This window comes from Actinomadura livida (assembly GCF_014648675.1).
GTDB lineage: Bacteria > Actinomycetota > Actinomycetes > Streptosporangiales > Streptosporangiaceae > Spirillospora > Spirillospora livida.
The window spans coordinates 1-12,986 of sequence record NZ_BMRO01000007.1; the positions used below are offsets into that span (position 1 = coordinate 1).

Here is a 12,986-nt window from a genome sequence, read left to right on the forward strand (position 1 = left end):
ATGTCCATCGAGATGCGCGACACCGACGAGGACGTCTTCCGTGCTGCGGAGGAGCTCGGCATCGACCTGTCCCGGCGCCCCAACGAAGGGGCCATGAACGTCGAGGACATCTGAGTTCCCGCGGAGGTCCGAGCCGAGGCCCCGGACTCCACCAGCGACATGATCACGTGTGGTCGTCGCTGGTGGAGTCGACCCGGTGTCGCCCTGGCCGGCGGGGGCGCGGCCAGGACGCGTTCACCGACGTCGTGGGGCGTTCAGAAGAGGCAGCGGACGGGCTTCTGCTGGTCTTCGGGGGCCAGGGCGTTCGCGACGAGCTGGTGGGTGACGGGGCTGGCGACGATGACGCCGTGCTCCGCGATCGCGCGGGGGCACACGTCCTGGAGCAGGATGTTGGTCACGTTGTCCCCGGTGAGGAACTGCGACCTGTACGGGGTGACGATCTCGTCGTACTTGGTGACGATCGTGGTGTACGCGACGCCGGGTTCGGTCTGCCCGCCGGCGTTGAGCGCGGTGAGGAAGTCGGAGCCCTTCACCTGCTGGTAGCAGGAGTAGCAGACGTAGGCGCCGAGGTCGACGATGCCGAACCGCTCGGCCAGCTCGGTCAGGCCGAAGAGGTCCGTCCCGGCGTTGGACGGGGCGATGCCGACCAGGTGGCGGACGTGGGCGGCGCCGCCGAGGTTCTTCAGGTAGTAGCGCGGCATCATGCCGCCCTGGGAGTGGCCGACGAGGTCGACCTTGTCGGCGCCGGTGGCGGTCTTCACCTGGGTGACGAACGCGGCCAGCTGCCGCGCGGAGATCGTGATGTCGCCGGTGCCCTGGATGAAGGCGTTCGGCGCGCCGCCGTAATTGAAGGCGTAGACGCAGTGCCCGGCCCTCCGCAGGGCCGGGACGGTGGCGAACCAGTTGTCGAGGGCGTTGGCGAACGTGCCGTGGACGAGGACGAGCGGTACGGGCCGTGACCGGGAGCGGCAGGACCAGTCGTTGACCCCGGGCGGAAGCAGGCCGGGGACGGGGGCGTCGGGGGAGGAGTCACTGGTCGGCGCGGACGGCAGGGTGGCGGGGGCGGCCTGGGCGGGGGCGGCCTGGGCGGGGGTGGCGAGCAGGGGGATGGCCAGCAGCAACGCGGCGAGTGCGATGAGGGGGCGCATGGTCTCCCTTCCTATAAGTAAGTACTTGCATACTGACTCGGAAGGGCGGTCTTGGGAAGGGGCGGCTCAATAGGCGGGAAATCCGGTTCGAGGTTTCTTGCCTCGGTGACTTGACGTGGCGGGGCGCGCCGGTCCCGCTCGCCGCGGCGACGATTGGGTCGGCACATTGGGTCCGGGGACCCTCGTGCCGGGATGAAGGTGCACTCATGCTTCGCTCATGGTCCAGCGCACTCGTGGTCGCAGCCCCGCCGCCGCCGACCGGGGCGCGAGCGCGCTCGAGTACGGCGCCGTGCTGCTGGTCTCGGCCCTCGTCATCGGAGTCCTGGCCGCCTCGTCGGTCATGGACACGGTGGCCGGCGAGACCAGGGCCGCGATCTGCCGGCTGTTCGGCGGGGACTGCGAGGCCGCGCCGCCCTCCGCCGTCCCGGCGCTGAGCGAGTGCACCGTCCACCAGAACCTCGACCAGTCGACGACGGGCCGGAAGATCATCGCCATCGGCGACCAGGAGTCGGAGACCACGCAGGTGGACAGCAACGCGGACGGCTCGATGGCGGTCACCACCAGCCGGTCGTCCGGCACGGGCATCGACCTGGAGGTCGGGCTCGGCGGCCGGGTCGGCGGCGCCGGGTGGGGGGTCGGCATCGGCGGGGGCGTGCTGTGGACGGGAGAGGACCAGCGGCAGGTCGTCACCCGGAGCCGGCGGGAGCTGGAGGAGTACGAGGAGGCCTACAGGAGGCGGGGCCTCGACATGATCGACGACCACGGCGGGTACTTCGAGATGGCGGCCGACGAGGACGCCATGGCCGAGTTCGAGGACCTGCCGCTCCAGGTCGCCGGCGAGATGGACCTCCCCGCGACGATCATCAATGCGGACGGCACCAGCGCGTTCGTCGAGGTCGACGGGTCGGTGGGGAGCGAGGACGCCGGCACGGGGCTGAGCGGCTCGCTCCGGCACGAGGAGACCAGGCTGCTGGGCACCTCGGAGGCCATCGAGGCCGACGGGACCCGCGTCCATGGCGAGTACTACGCGGCCACCGACACCGACACCGCCCGGATCGGCCTGGAGATGGCGCCCCAGCCGGTGGTGGGCGCGGGCTATGACCTCACCTGGGAACGGGTCGGCGGCAACGTCCTCCATGTCGAGTACGACGACGACGGCGACCCGATGCGGGTCACCGCGGTCAACACCAGTGAATGGCGTGTCGGGCGCGGCGGGTCGCTGCTCCTGGGGTTCGAGGGCGAGCGCGGGAGCGGCGGCGGGGCGGGCGGCGGCGTGCTGGTCGAGGACGGCGACGTCACCGTCAACACCACGTCCATCGAGATCCCGCCGGACCGGCGCGCCGACGTCGCGGACGAACTGAGCGCCATGGTCGACGGCAATCTGGACGAGCGCCTCCAGGGGCGGCGCACCATCGCCGAGCTCGCGGAGGACCCGGGAGCCACGATGACGCGGCAGCATTACCAGGCCGAAGGCGAGACGGGGCGGGGCGGCGCCGAACTGGACCTCGGCATCGAGTGGTTCGACTTCGGCACCAGCACGAGCAACCGGAGCATGACCCTGGACGAGGCGCACTACCGCGACCCTGCCACCGGCGAGTGGCAACGATGGTATTCATGCGAGCGGAGCTCCGGGCCCGCCGCCGAGGGCGGGAACGGAGGAACCCCATGATGACGCGAGTGGTCACGGCGATGCTCGTCGCCCTGCCGCTCGTCGTCGCGGCCGGTTGCGGCGGACGGGACGAGCCGCCCCCGGTCAGCCCCGGCCTTACGGTCTTCACCGGCAAGGGCTTCACCGTCGGGTATCCGAAGGGCTGGCGGCAGGACCCCGGCAACCGGATCTTCCGCGGCGCCGACTTCGAGGTGCTGCGCCCCGAGCCGCCGCAGCGCCCGCCCCAGGCGTCGTGGTCGGTCTTCACCGAGGAGCGGAAACGCCCGATGGGCCGCATGGTGGACGCGTTCGTCGCCCTGAGCAAGACCGCGCGCGACTTCCGGCTCGTTGAGCGCCGGAGACTCCGGATCCGGGACGCCGACGCGCAGCTGGTGCGCAAGTCCTACTCCGCCCCGCACGGCGAGGACGGCTGGACGACGCTCCACCAGACAGACCTGTTCGTCGACCTCGGCGGGTCGGTCGCCGCCGTCCGGATGATCGTGATCGGCGCGGGCGGCGGCCAGGCCGGGCGGTGGATCGACGACGTCGTCGACTCGTTCAGGGTCACGGCGTGAAGGGCGGTCCGGCCGCCGCGGTCGTCCTGGTCCTCGCGGTGCTGCTGATGACCACGCCCACCGGCAGAAGCGGCTTCACCGCGCTCTCGGGCGCCGCCGGGGGGCCGTCCGCCTGGACGGCCTCGCTCCTGGCGGCCGCGTGGCTGTCGGCGGCGGCGTTCGGTACCTGGTCCGGGACCATCCGGATCGGCCGTTTCGCGGACGCCGAGCCGGAGACGGCCGTGTCGGCGGTGCTGGTCACGCTCGCGCTCGTGCTGGCGGGCCTGCTGGTCTCGTTCGTGACGGCGGGGGACTGGCCCGCCGGCGACGCGCTGCTCGCCATGGCCGCGCTGACGGCCGGTGCGCTCGCCGGGGTCGGCATGGCCCGGGCGGTCCTGCCCCAGCCGTCCCTCACCCCGGCCGTCCTGGCCGCCACGGCCGGTCTGCTGCTCGCCCTCGCGGCCCGGTTCGTCCTGGCCCGGGTGCTCGCCCCGGAGGTGTTCCTGTCCCCTTCCGGCGCGGTGACCGCCGACGCGGCGGCCGCGTTCCGGGATCTGGACCGCTGGTCGCTCGCGGCGTCCGGCTGCGCGGCGGCCGCGGCGGGTGTGCTCGGCGCACGGCTGGTGCCGCGCGGCGCCGGTGCGCTGACGGGCCTGCTGCTGGTGGCCCTGTCCCCGCTCCTGCTGAGGGCCGCGGGCGTCGGCCTGGGGTCGATCTGGGCCGGCACCACCGTCTGGACGGCCGTTCCGGAGCGGGAGTGGCTGTATCTCCTGGCCGGTGGTGTCGCCGGCACGGTGATCGCCGCCGTCGTCCCCGGCAGATCCGGCCGGATGCGGCCGACGTATTTTGCAAACCGACCGGACGGTATGTAAGGCGATTGATCTCTGTCGGAGGAGCATCTTGCGCATCCGGGCACTCACCAGTGTGACCGGGCCGCCTATCAGGCCGGTGCCGGTACGCGGAAGCTGTTCACCGCCTGCCCTGACCCCGGTCAGCCGGAATCCCCGGAGGGCTCGCGGGGGCGGCGGATGAGGAACGTGCCGGCGATCACGATCAGGCCGGACACGGCCAGCACCGCCTGGGACGGTCTCAGGCCCAGCGGTGTCTCGTCCCAGTGCAGGAGCAGGTCGGCCGCCGCGCCGGCGATGAGCGCGGCGAGGGCCAGACCGAACCGCAGGGTCGCGTGGAACGCGGTGAGGGCGAGGTTGCGCCGGTAGCCCTCCAGGCCCTGCTGGAGGTAGGTGATGCCGCCGACGAGGGCGGCGGTGGCGGCGCCGCCGAACACCACGGCGCCGGCGAACGCCCACGCCACCGAGGCGATCAATCCCATCGTCGCGATCACGATGCCCTGGACGACGGTCGCCGTCTTGATCTGCTTCATCAGGTCCCACGTCCCGCGCCGGACGATCATCAGGCCGGTGACCGCGCCGACCCCGAACAGTGCCACCAGGGTCCCGAACCCGATCGGGCCCGCCTCCAGGACGTTCCTGACGAACACCACGCCGAGGGAGAACAGCGCGCCCAGCCCGAGCGCGACGACCGCGATGCCCGGCAGGACCCCGCGCACCACCGGGAGCCGGAGCCCTTCGAGGAACGTGCCCTCCTGCTTCTTCCGGTCCCCGGAAGGCCGCTCCCCGGGGGCGGGGCCGAGGTCGGCGATGGAGCGGATCGCGAGATAGCACGCCAGGTACGTCAGCGCGTCCAGCCAGAACACCGCGAGGTACTGCCAGTGGCCCTCCCAGCCGAGGGCGTCGGTCGCCCACAGCACCAGGCCGAACACCCCGGCGCCCACCGGGATCATCCCGTAGGAGGTGGCCATTGTGATGCCGTTCGCGACCTCCAGCGTGCCGGTGTCGTGCTCGTCGCCGTGCTTGCGCTCCTCCGGGTCCTCGATGAGGAACGGGATGGAGGCGTCCCGGGCGGGCAGGAACACCAGCGCGGCCAGCTCGATGGCGAACGCCCAGAGGTACACCCACCACAGCAGCGGGACGACGGGCAGCACGAACGCCATGGCCATCATCGCCAGGTTGGCGTACATCATCACCTCGCGCCGCGGCCAGTGGGTGACGATGCGCGCCGCGACCGGTGCGCCGACCGCCGAGGGCAGCAGGCGCAGCACCAGCACGCCGCCGACCGCCGTCGTGGAGTCGCTCAGCTCCAGCACGAAGTACATCAGCGCGAGGGTGCCCATCCAGTCGCCGAGGGAGGAGACCGTCTGGCCCACCATGAGGCGCCAGAAGCCGGGGCGGTTCAGCCGCTCCTTGAGTCCCATGCCGGGCTCACCCTCCGTGCCGCGTCCTCGGTCCGCGTGCCCCGCAGGGCCTCCTGGTCGGCGTGGGCGCCGCGCAGGAGGGCGGCGAGCCGGGCGGCGGCCCGGTCCCAGCTCCAGGTCGCGCACACCCAGCGGCGGCCCGCCTCGCCCATGAGGCGGGCGGAGGCCGGGTCGTCCAGCAGGCCGTTCAGCGCGCGTGCCAGCTCGGCCGGGCTCGCGGCGTCGACCACGACGCCGGTCTCGCCGTCGACGACCGCCTCGGGGCTGCCCCCGGACCGGCCGACCACGACGGGGAGGCCGGTCGCGGACGCCTCCAGCACCGACAGCCCGAGGCCCTCGACCTGGAGGCCGCGCCGGTCGTCGCGGCACGGCAGGACGAACGCGTCCGCGGCGGCGTAGTAGCGCGGCAGGTCCGCGTCGGGGACCGGCCCGGTGAGCACGACCGTCCCGGGCGCCTCCCGCTCCGCCCGCTCGGTGAGGGGCCGCCGCATCGGGCCCTCCCCGACGAGGACGAGCCGGGCGGCCGGATGGCGCCGGACGATCGCGGGCCAGGCGTCCAGCAGCCGGTCGTGGCCCTTGCGGTGGACGAGCCGCGACACGCTCACGATGACGGGCCCGTCCCCGAGCCCGTGGTCGCGGCGCACCCCCGCGCCGTCCAGCCCCGGGCGGAACCGCTCCGGATCGACGGCGCCGGCGAGCTGGACGAGCCGCGTCCGGTCGCCGAGGGCCGCGGCGACCTCCGCGCGGCACGTCTCGGTGAGGAACGTGAGGGCGTCGATGGTGCGGGACACGGCGCGCAGCGCGGCACGGGTCGGCGCGGCCCGGAACCAGCCGATCTCCTGCCCGTGCGTGGACGCGATCAGCCGCCGCACTCCCGCGGCCCGCAGCAGCGGCGCGTACATGCCGAACGGCGCGGCGGCGGGGATCCACGCGGCGTGCACGCCGTGCTCGGCGACGAGCCGGCGCAGCCCGCGGAACAGCAGGTAGCCGCGGCGCCGCACGACGGGGAAGCCGAGCCGCGCGTCGAACGCGGCGGCCCCGGGCCAGGTCGGCGCGACGACGACCAGCCGGTCGGCGGGGAGCCTGCGGACGAGCTCCCAGGTGAACGTCTGGACCCCGCCCGGCTCCGGTGGGAAGTGCCCGGTCATCACGAGCGTCCGGGGTATGTCCATGGGACATCCGCTTCCCCGGAAGGGCCGGGCCATGCCGGACGTCCGGCCACACGCGCCCGTGGCCGGACCGGTCGTCAAGGGGTGGGCAAAGGGCGGGTCACAGGTCGGTCGCGATGATCTTCTCGATGTTCCGCTCGGCGAGGGCGGTGATGGTGACGAACGGGTTGACGCTCGTGTTGCCGGGGATCAGCGAGCCGTCGATGGCGTAGAGGCCGGGGTATCCGTGCAGGCGGCCGTAGTTGTCGGTCGCCCGGTTGAGGACGGCACCGCCGAGCGGGTGGTAGGTGAGGTGGTCGCCCCAGATCTTGTAGACGCCGAACAGGTCGGTCCGGTAGATCGTCCCCTCCTTCCGGTTGATCTTGTCGAAGATCGACTTGGCCATGTCGATGCTGGTCTGCTTCCAGGAGGTCTGCCAGTTCAGGTCGACGCGTCCCGCCCCGGCGTTGTAGGAGAACTCCGCGCGGCGCGGGGTGTCGGTGATCGACAGGTAGAACGAGGCGTAGGTCTCGATCCCGGTGGGCAGCGGCGCGACCTCGGCGAACGCGCCGCCGTCGTCCCAGTTGTCGATGCCGGTGGTGGGGATCGACGACTGGAGCGAACCGGTCGGGTCCCACATGTGGTTCGCGCGGCCGCACATGACGTTGCCGTTGTCGCCCCACCCCTTGCCGACCTCGCCGTTCAGGTTCGGCAGCTTGCCGGTGGCGCGCATCTTGACCAGCAGCTTGCTGGTACCGACGCTGCCGGCCGCGAAGAACACGCGGTCGGCGGTGACGGTCTTGGTGGCCGTGACGGCGCCGGTCGTGTCGAGCTGCTCGATGACGACCGTGTACCCGCCGCCGGACGCGGGGGACACCGACGCCACCCGGTGCAGCGGCGAGATCGAGACCCGGCCGGTGGCCTTGGCGCGGGCGAGGTAAGTCTGCTGCAAAGACTTCTTGCCGTGGTTGTTGCCGTAGAGGATCTCGGCCGCGAGCGCCGACTTCGGGACCGTTCCAGCCGCCTCCCCCTCCATGTAGTCGAAGTCGTACACGTTCGGCACGTACATGAAGTCGAAGCCAGACCGCTGGGCGTGCTTCCGTCCGACCCGCGAGTACTGGTAGCACGCGGTGCTGTCGAACCACGACACGTCGACTTCGTTGACGCCGAGCCCGGCGTTGGCGCGCGGGTAGTAGACGTCGTACATCTCGGCCGCGTTGACCGAGGGGAGCACGGAGCTGAACCGCGCCCGCTTCGGCGTGACCGCCATCCCGCCGTTGACGAGGGAGCCGCCGCCGACGCCGCGTCCCTGGTAGACGGTGATGCCGCCGAACTCCTCGGCGTCGAGGATGCCGGTGTAGCGGGGGACGTCCTTGTCGAGCGGGAAGCCGAGGAAGTTGCTGAGGGGCTGCTTCGTCCTTGTCCGCAGCCAGTAGGAGCGGTAGTCGGGCGTCCGGGTGTTGGCGAAGATCTTGCCGTCCGAGCCGGGGGTGTCCCACGCCATCCCCATCTCGACCATGTGCACGCTGACGCCCGCCTGCGCGAGCCGGAGGGCGGCGACGGCGCCGCCGTAGCCGGTGCCGATGACCAGGGCCGGGACGTGCGCCCCGTTGCCGATCGGTCCCGGTGCGGCCGCTGCGGCGCGGCTCGCGTGGCCCAGCACGCTCAGCCCGGCGATAGAACTTGTTCCAACGAGGAAACCGCGGCGGGACAGCCCGCCGGGTCTTTCATTGGGCATGGTGGAGGCGGCCATGTGAACTTCCTCACTCTCGATGAGACTGAAACGTGTTCTACATCGGGATGCGGGCCGCGTCACCGGTTACGTGAAAGTAACTCATGTCCACTTCTGGCAACCAAGCATTTGCTTGGCTTCCGTGCCGGGTTCTGTTACATTCCGCGCATGATCTCCGCGATCGTCTGGGGCACGGGCAATGTCGGCCGGCTCGCCATCCGCGCGGTGGACGCCCATCCGGCGCTGCGACTCACCGGCGTGATCGTCCACGACCCCGGCAAGGCCGGGCGGGACGCCGGCGACCTCGCCGGGCTCGGCCGCGACCTCGGCGTGGCCGCCACCACCGACATCGACGCCGTCCTCGCCACCGGCCCGCAGGCCGTGGTGTACGCGGCGTCCGGCGACATCCGCCCCGACGAGGCCCTCGCCGACATCCTGGGCGCGATCCGGGCCGGGGCCGTGGTCGTCACGCCCGCCCTGTACGCGCTCTACGACCAGCGCAACGCCCCGCCCGAGATGCGGGAGGCGGTGCTGGACGCCGTCGCCGAGGGCGGCGGCTCCCTGTTCGTCTCCGGCGTCGACCCCGGCTGGGGCAACGACGTCCTGCCGCTCATGATGAGCGGGCTCGGCGGCACCATCGACGTGGTCCGCTGCCAGGAGATCTTCGACTACACCACCTACGACCAGCCCGACTCCGTCCGGTACCTGGTCGGCATGGGCCAGCCGATGGACTACGAGCCGCCCATGCTCGCCGCGACCGTCCCCACCATGGTGTGGGGCGGGCAGGTCCGCCTGATGGCCCGCGCCCTCGGCGTCGACCTGGACGAGATCCGCGAGACCGTGGACCGCCTTCCCCTGGACGAGACCGTGACGACCAAGTCCATGGGCGACTTCGAGAAGGGCACCCAGGGAGCGGTGCGCTTCGAGGTCCAGGGCATCGTCCAGGGCGAACCCCGCATCGTCATCGAGCACGTCACCCGCATCCACGCGTCCTGCGCTCCCGACTGGCCGAAGCCGCCGGACGGCGACGGCGCGCACCGCGTCATCATCGAGGGCGACCCGCGCATCGAGGTCACGGTCGAGGCCGTCGACGAGCACGGCAACCGCGCCGCGGGCGGCAACGCCACCGCGGTCGGACGCCTCGTCGGCGCGATCGACTGGCTCGTGGACGCCGACCCCGGCCTCTACGACGCGCTCGACGTCCCGCTGCGCCCCGCCGTCGGCAAGCTCGGAGGCACCCGCCCATGAACCTCGACATCCCCGACGGCAAGGACCCGATCCAGTACGCGTGGGGCGAGATGGTCCCCGGCATCGGGCCCGCCGCCGCGCACCTGTCCCTCGCCGTCTACGAGCACACCACCCTCGGCCTCCGCGAGTTCGAGGCGGCGCGGCTCCGCGTCGCGCAGATCAACGGCTGCCTGTTCTGCCTCGACTGGCGCACCGACCGGGACGGGGAGAAGGTAGAGGAGGGGTTCGCCGACGCGGTCACCGAGTGGCGCACCACCGACGCCTTCGACGACCGCACCCGCCTCGCCGCCGAGTACGCCGAACGCTACGCCCTCGACCACCACGGCCTGGACGAGGAGTTCTGGGCGCGGATGACCGCCCGCTACAGCCAGCGCGAGATCGTGGAGCTGAGCATGTGCATCGGCTCCTGGCTGGCGTTCGGCCGCCTCAACCGGGTGCTCGGCCTCGACGCCATGTGCGTGATCCCCGGCAAGCCCTGAACGCGGGCTGCCCGGCGCTTCAGTCCGCCCGCGTGCGCGCGATGTCCTGTGCGGCCCTGCGGAGGTCCCTCTGGACCACCGCGTAGACGGCGAAGAGGGTGACGGCCGTCAGGAAGAACACTGCTATGACGGGGTCCGGTACGAGGCTGTACGTGGCGCACACGAGCAGCGCCGCACCCAAGGCGAGCAGCGCATTGCTCGTGCGGACCCGCTCCCTCGGCGGAAGCTCTTCGTAGCTCACCTTGACCTTGCGGGTGATCGCGTACTCTCCCGTGCCACGGCGGGTCTTCACTCCCGTGGCGAGGCAGGCGAGCCCCAGCAGCGCGTACGCCAGCGTGCCGGCGACTACAGCCATGGCGGCACCCCTCTGGAACCGGTCATCGATTGATCCACAGCCCATGACCGTACCGGCGGCGCGACCGGCGCTCGCACCGCCCCGATCACTCCTCGTCGATGCGGGTCAGCTTCTCCGGGTTGACGACGGCGTAGATGCCCCGGACGCGGTCGCCGTCCGGGGCGAGGTCGAGGACCATCACGGCGAACGGCGCGTCCTGGTCGAACAGGACCGCCGACGGGTCGCCGTTGACGGTCCGGTAGCGGACGGCGAACTTCTCGTCCCAGCGGTGCCGCGTCGCCGACGTGATCAGGCGCGCCACCTTGTCGCGGCCGCGGACCGGACGCAGCGCCGCGCCGCCCCGGGCCTTGCCGCCGCCGTCCGTCCAGAGCGTCACGTCCGGCGCCAGGATGGTCAGCAGGCGATCCAGGTCCCCGCCGAGCGACGCCTGGAGGAAGCGCTCGGTCACCTGGCGCTGCACCTTCGGGTCCGCCTGGTAGCGGGGGCGGCGCGCGTGGACGTGCTCCCGCGCCCGGTGCGCGAGCTGCCGGACGGCCGACGGGCTCCGGTCCAGGATCGGGGCGATCTCCGTGTGCGCGTACCCGAACACCTCGTGCAGGACGAACACCGCCCGCTCCAGCGGCGTCAGCGTCTCCAGGACGACGAGCAGCGCCATCGACACCGCCTCGGACCGCTCGGCGGACTCCGCGGCGTCGTCCTCGCCCACCAGCGGTTCGGGCAGCCACGGCCCCACGTACGTCTCCCGGCGCCGGCTGATCTGGGTCTGCCGCGTGAGGGCCGTGTTCACCGCGATCCGCACCAGGTAGGCACGCGGGTTCCCGACCTCCTCGGCGTCCTCGTCCCCGTACCTGGCCGACCACGCCAGCCACGTGTCCTGCAGGACGTCCTCGGTGTCGGCGACGCTGCCGAGCAGGTTGTAGACGACCGAGAACAGCAGCTCCCGATGATCGGCGAACACCCGCGTCGCGGCGTCCTCGGCGGTGCCTCCGGGCATGGCTCACCTCCCGTGTGCGCTCACCCCCTAGAGTCGCCCAGCGCCCCGAAATGTGACATCCCCACCGGATCAGGAAGCGGGCTGCGGCACGGTCACCTTGGTGGAGATCTCGCCGGCCAGCTTGAGCGCCGCCTCGCGGACTCTTCCGGGATCGGGATCGCCGTCGAGGCCGTGATCCTCGGTGTAGCGGACGCTGACGATCAGGTTGCTCTTCCGGAAGGCCATCTCGCACACGTCCGGCCTGTCGGGAGACGAGGCGGAGTACGCGTCCGGCCCGAGGCTCGGTTCCTCGCGCCGGACTTGTCCCGAACCCAGTACCGGCTTCGCCATCCGCTTGCGGGCCACTGCCTCCGCGGACGTCCACTCGCTGGTCTCCACGACCCGCTGCATGACGCTGACGCTGCGCAAGGGATCCTTCTCACTGATCCTCCACTCGCAGTAACCCCCGTCGCCTCTTATGACGACCTCCGATTCGGGAGTGGAGAAGGCCGCAGGACGGATGTCGGTGCAGGGGAGAACCTTGGCGAAGTCACCCTGGTCCACCAGGACCCCGCCAGGATTGATGACCGCCGCCAGGAAGGAGATGAAGACGAGTGCGGCCACGACGATGCACCCCAGCACCGCCCCCAAGGCCACCCTGGCGCCGACCCCAAGGCCGCGCGACCGCGGGCTGGGCGGCACGGTCTGGGCCACGACCCGGGCGGGCGGCGGGACGGTCGCCTCAAGCGTCCGCGCCTGTGGTTCCCCCGGCGCCGCCGTGATGGCGCGGAGGCGGGCGGCGACGGTGCGAGCGTCCGGGGGGCGGTCGTCCGGTTTCTTGGCGAGGAGTTCGGCGACGAGGTGGTCGAGTTCTGCGGGGATGTCGGGGTGGGTGTCGCTGACGGCGGGGGCCGGGGTGAGCAGGACGGCGTGGAGCAGTTCGGGGACGGTGTCGGCGGTGAAGGGGCGGCGGCCGGTGAGGAGCTGGTAGGCCAGGCCACCGAGGGCGTAGAGGTCGGTGCGGTGGTCGACGGGGGTTGCGCGGTCGAACTGTTCGGGTGCCATGAATGCGGGGGTGCCGATCATGGCGCTGCCGGTCAGATCGGTGGTCTGCTCGGCGTAGCGGGCGATGCCGAAGTCGAGGATCTTGGTGCGGTCACCGTCCAGGAGCATCACGTTGGCGGGTTTGATGTCGCGGTGGACCACGCCCTTGGCGTGCGCCTCGGCGAGGGCGTCGGCGAGCTGGGCCAGGATCGGCACGGCGCGGGTGACGGGGAGTCCTCGGGGGTGGCGGGCGGCGACCGTGGCCAGGTCGGTGCCGTCCAGCAGCTCCATGACCAGGAACAGCGTGCCGTCATCGGTGTCGGTGTCGAACAGCACGGCGATGCCGGGGTGCTGGAGGCTCGCGGCGATCTCGGCTTCGCGCCGG

Annotated in this window: 12 protein-coding genes; 5 read left to right on the forward strand and 7 right to left on the reverse strand. The window is 72.0% G+C overall.

The window, feature by feature from the left end; translation table 11 throughout:
- Positions 1-254 precede the first annotated feature (254 nt).
- Positions 255-1,148, reverse strand: coding sequence for an esterase/lipase family protein (locus IEZ03_RS17440; protein ID WP_184881472.1), 894 nt, complete (start codon positions 1,146-1,148; stop codon positions 255-257).
- A 217-nt stretch (positions 1,149-1,365) separates the two neighbouring features.
- Here IEZ03_RS17440 and IEZ03_RS17445 point away from each other — a divergent pair, with 217 nt between their 5' ends.
- From IEZ03_RS17445 to IEZ03_RS17455, 3 genes are read left to right on the forward strand one after another with little or no spacing between them, the layout of a single operon-like run.
- Positions 1,366-2,817 carry a hypothetical protein gene (locus tag IEZ03_RS17445; RefSeq protein WP_184881473.1) on the forward strand — a complete coding sequence of 484 codons (1,452 nt, stop codon included), beginning with the start codon at positions 1,366-1,368 and terminating at the stop codon, positions 2,815-2,817.
- Positions 2,814-3,371: a hypothetical protein gene (locus IEZ03_RS17450; RefSeq protein WP_184881475.1), complete on the forward strand. Its 558-nt coding sequence runs from the start codon at positions 2,814-2,816 to the stop codon at positions 3,369-3,371. Before IEZ03_RS17445 ends, IEZ03_RS17450 begins: the two co-directional genes overlap by 4 nt.
- Positions 3,368-4,222 (forward strand): hypothetical protein, encoded by an 855-nt coding sequence (locus IEZ03_RS17455; RefSeq protein WP_184881476.1) that lies wholly within the window; start codon positions 3,368-3,370, stop codon positions 4,220-4,222. The genes IEZ03_RS17450 and IEZ03_RS17455 overlap by 4 nt, the downstream gene beginning before the upstream one ends.
- Before the next feature lie 119 nt (positions 4,223-4,341).
- Here IEZ03_RS17455 and IEZ03_RS17460 read toward each other — a convergent pair whose 3' ends face one another.
- From IEZ03_RS17460 to IEZ03_RS17470, 3 genes are all read right to left on the reverse strand, one after another.
- A complete protein-coding gene (locus IEZ03_RS17460; RefSeq protein ID WP_184881478.1) occupies positions 4,342-5,622 on the reverse strand; it encodes an MFS transporter in 1,281 nt (426 codons plus the stop codon).
- Entirely contained in the window at positions 5,601-6,794 is a 1,194-nt protein-coding gene (locus IEZ03_RS17465) for a glycosyltransferase family 4 protein (RefSeq protein ID WP_221480586.1), read from the reverse strand. The genes IEZ03_RS17460 and IEZ03_RS17465 overlap by 22 nt, the downstream gene beginning before the upstream one ends.
- Before the next feature lie 97 nt (positions 6,795-6,891).
- On the reverse strand, positions 6,892-8,523 hold the full coding sequence (locus tag IEZ03_RS17470; protein ID WP_184881480.1) for a GMC oxidoreductase: 1,632 nt from the start codon (positions 8,521-8,523) through the stop codon (positions 6,892-6,894).
- A 147-nt stretch (positions 8,524-8,670) separates the two neighbouring features.
- Between IEZ03_RS17470 and IEZ03_RS17475 the strand changes: the two genes are divergently transcribed.
- Positions 8,671-9,750, forward strand: a complete 1,080-nt coding sequence (locus IEZ03_RS17475) for an NAD(P)H-dependent amine dehydrogenase family protein (protein WP_184881482.1) — start codon at positions 8,671-8,673, stop codon at positions 9,748-9,750.
- The gene (locus tag IEZ03_RS17480; protein ID WP_184881484.1) at positions 9,747-10,229 is read left to right on the forward strand and encodes a carboxymuconolactone decarboxylase family protein; all 483 of its coding nucleotides are present in this window, start codon (positions 9,747-9,749) and stop codon (positions 10,227-10,229) included. Before IEZ03_RS17475 ends, IEZ03_RS17480 begins: the two co-directional genes overlap by 4 nt.
- A gap of 19 nt (positions 10,230-10,248) precedes the next feature.
- Here the strand turns inward: IEZ03_RS17480 and IEZ03_RS17485 are convergent, their stop codons facing one another.
- The 3 genes from IEZ03_RS17485 to IEZ03_RS17495 form a co-directional block, all read right to left on the reverse strand.
- Positions 10,249-10,584 carry a hypothetical protein gene (locus tag IEZ03_RS17485; RefSeq protein WP_184881486.1) on the reverse strand — a complete coding sequence of 112 codons (336 nt, stop codon included), beginning with the start codon at positions 10,582-10,584 and terminating at the stop codon, positions 10,249-10,251.
- Between the two features lie 85 nt (positions 10,585-10,669).
- Positions 10,670-11,578, reverse strand: coding sequence for an RNA polymerase sigma factor SigJ (sigJ, locus tag IEZ03_RS17490; RefSeq protein ID WP_184881488.1), 909 nt, complete (start codon positions 11,576-11,578; stop codon positions 10,670-10,672).
- A 69-nt stretch (positions 11,579-11,647) separates the two neighbouring features.
- Positions 11,648-12,986: serine/threonine-protein kinase (locus tag IEZ03_RS17495; protein WP_189241214.1), on the reverse strand; the 1,339-nt coding region annotated here is incomplete at its 5' end.